Below are 2,452 nucleotides of genomic sequence, written 5' to 3'. Positions count from 1 at the left end.
ACGCTTGGGCGTACCACTGTTTGTCGGACGCCGCGACGCCATGGCGCTCACTGACGCCGGGCGTGAGTACCTCGCTGAGATTGCACCGCTGCTACAGCGACTCGAACGAGCCACCGTGAACGTCATGGCGCTCAAGGGACGCGGCGGCTCGTTGTCGCTGTCCGTGGGGTCATCGGTGGGAAATTATTGGCTCATTCCTCGACTGCCTGAATTCACGCGTGAGCATGGTGAAATCACGCTGAATTTGAGGACGCGCGTGGGCGCTGTCGATTTTGGAGCGACGACCGTGGATGCGTCGCTGGAATTCGGCGATGGCCAGCGACAGGGGCTGCATAACGACTTCGTGGTGCCGTTGCAGTTGTCGCCGTATGCGGCACCTTCGTGGATCGCGATGCACGGTGAAAGGGTCGATGCGCGGACGCCAAAGTCAGCACTGATCCAGCATCTGACGCTTCCAGAAGCGTGGGAAGGGTGGTTCGAGCGTGAAGGCATAGCCGGCGCTGCAGGTCGGGATGGTCCGAGGTATGAGGTCATGTCGATGGCACTGAACGCCGCAGTCGCCGGAATGGGGGTCGCGCTTTTACCGTCATATATGGCCGACGATTTGGTCTCGGCGGAAAAACTGGAACGCATGTCGGACCAGATCTGGTGCTACCCCAAAGGTTACTACCTCGTATATCCGAAGGTTTCAGCGCAAATGAAATCGTTGCAGATTTTTCGGCAGTGGCTGCTCGGACAACACAAAAAGGCTTAATCGACGCGATTCTGCTTTAAATTTACAGCGACACGCGAAACTCATGACCCGAACTAGCAGGCACTCCCAAAGCAAGTAGGTCGATTCCCGGCCGAACTCGCGGATCCCTGCTGACTGTGGTTATCTGCATGTGACAGGACTGATGCCCGCGCACGGGTTTGTTGATTCAGCATTGCAGCGATCACTCACTGAAAAGAGATTTCAATTGAGAAATAAATCGCGCAGCACAGATGCGGCGGATTTTTAACGAATCTCGGCCGGCCCTCTTCGTGGTGGGCGATCCTCAAGCGCATGCGGCCGACCATTGCCGTCTACTTCTGCATGGTCTGGTCAAACACGCTGTTTTTCAGCTGGATGCCGATTTTCTTCATGCAGTCGCAGCACCTCGACATTAAGAGCTCGGCTATCTATTCATCGGGCGTGTTTCTGGCCGGCGTGCTGGGCGATGTATCGGGCGGACTAATCAGCGACTTCATTCTCAAGCGCACTGGCCGCATCACGCTGGCTCGGCAGGGCGTGATTGCGGTCAGCCTGCTTGGCGGCCTTGCGTTCTTCGTGCCGGTCCTCATCAGCCACAATGTCATGACGATCACGCTGTGCCTGAGCGCAGCATTCTTTTTCCTCGAATTGACGATCGGTCCGATCTGGGCTGTTCCAATGGACGTTGCACCGCGAGAAGCGGGCACTGCGAGCGGCATGCTTAATTTTGGCGCGGCGATTGCGACCATCATTTCGCCGATCGTGTTCGGGGCGATCATCGACAGCACCGGAAGCTGGACCTTGCCCTTTGCCGGCGCGATTGGTTTTCTTCTGGTGGGCGCGATCATGACACTCTGGATTCGCCCGGACCGGAAGGTGGCGGACCTGCAGGCATTTCGTACCGTGGCGACCGTGCGCTGACGGGAGTTTTAGTGGCCTACACGGTGACAGCGCGAAACCGAACAAAGCGCGAATGCTTCATTTGGTGCCCGCCTAGCTGACCAGCAAGCGCATCGAGAGCGGCTACAATCCGGGCTTGCGCGGAATCACGCTCGATCGTTCCCCTCGCGGCAAGCCCGTCATATCGCTGCATAAAGGTGCGGACTCCGCTGATGGGACGGGGGCTTGGTCTGCGTCAGCTGTCTACCTGGCCGTGCAGCATCGTCGACATCAGAAAAAGGGCCGAACAACGAGTTCAAGGCCGAGGACGACGAGGAGGATCAGGAACCAGCGGCGGAAGGTGGTGATACTTATATGCTTGCGAATTGCGGTCCCGCCCCACATGCCTAGCAGCGCCGGGACGACAGCAACTGTGGACAGCGCAATATTTCCAGGATGGAATGCTCCGCCGCGGGCCAGTCCCGCGGTAAGCGCTATGGTCGAGATCGTGAAAGATAGTCCCAGTGCCTGAATCAGGTCGTCCTTACTGAAGCCGAGTGCCTGGAGATAAGGGACAGCGGGAATGACAAATACTCCCGTTCCTCCGGTGATCACGCCTGTCATCAGCCCAATGACTGGCGATAACCAGCGCTCCGTACGCGCCGGCACCGACAATGGTTTTGCCAAGAGACTGTGTACGGCGTAGAACACCAGGGCGGCGCCCAGTCCAACGCCTGTCCATCTAGTGCTGGCGCTCGTCATAAGCGATGATCCGGCGATGGTGCCGACCACTATGCCAAGCATCATGAGCCACAACCTTTTGATTAGCGAAACGAAGTC

3 protein-coding genes are annotated in these 2,452 nt (G+C 58.0%); 2 read left to right on the top strand and 1 reads right to left on the bottom strand.

Going from position 1 to position 2,452, the window contains the following annotated elements:
- Both ACFFAR_RS30830 and ACFFAR_RS30825 read left to right on the top strand, forming a co-directional pair.
- Nucleotides 1-754: LysR substrate-binding domain-containing protein (locus ACFFAR_RS30830; protein ID WP_375509186.1), on the top strand; the 754-nt coding region annotated here is incomplete at its 5' end.
- 291 nt (nt 755-1,045) lie between these two features.
- Nucleotides 1,046-1,654, top strand: a complete 609-nt coding sequence (locus ACFFAR_RS30825; RefSeq protein ID WP_375509185.1) for an MFS transporter — start codon at nt 1,046-1,048, stop codon at nt 1,652-1,654.
- Nucleotides 1,655-1,903: 249 nt separating this feature from the next.
- On the opposite strand, the gene ACFFAR_RS30820 is transcribed toward ACFFAR_RS30825, so the two are convergent.
- Nucleotides 1,904-2,452: sulfite exporter TauE/SafE family protein (locus ACFFAR_RS30820; protein WP_375509184.1), on the bottom strand; the 549-nt coding region annotated here is incomplete at its 5' end.

This window comes from uncultured Caballeronia sp., assembly GCF_964243625.1.
Lineage (GTDB): Bacteria > Pseudomonadota > Gammaproteobacteria > Burkholderiales > Burkholderiaceae > Caballeronia.
The sequence above is the reverse complement of the archived record's forward strand: the minus strand, read 5'-3'. Positions and strand labels throughout refer to the sequence as shown.

Excerpts from the sequence above, each read along its gene's own strand:
- ACFFAR_RS30825 (WP_375509185.1), top strand. The coding sequence starts at position 1,046 with ATGCGGCCGACCATTGCCGTCTACTTCTGCATGGTCTGGTCAAACACG.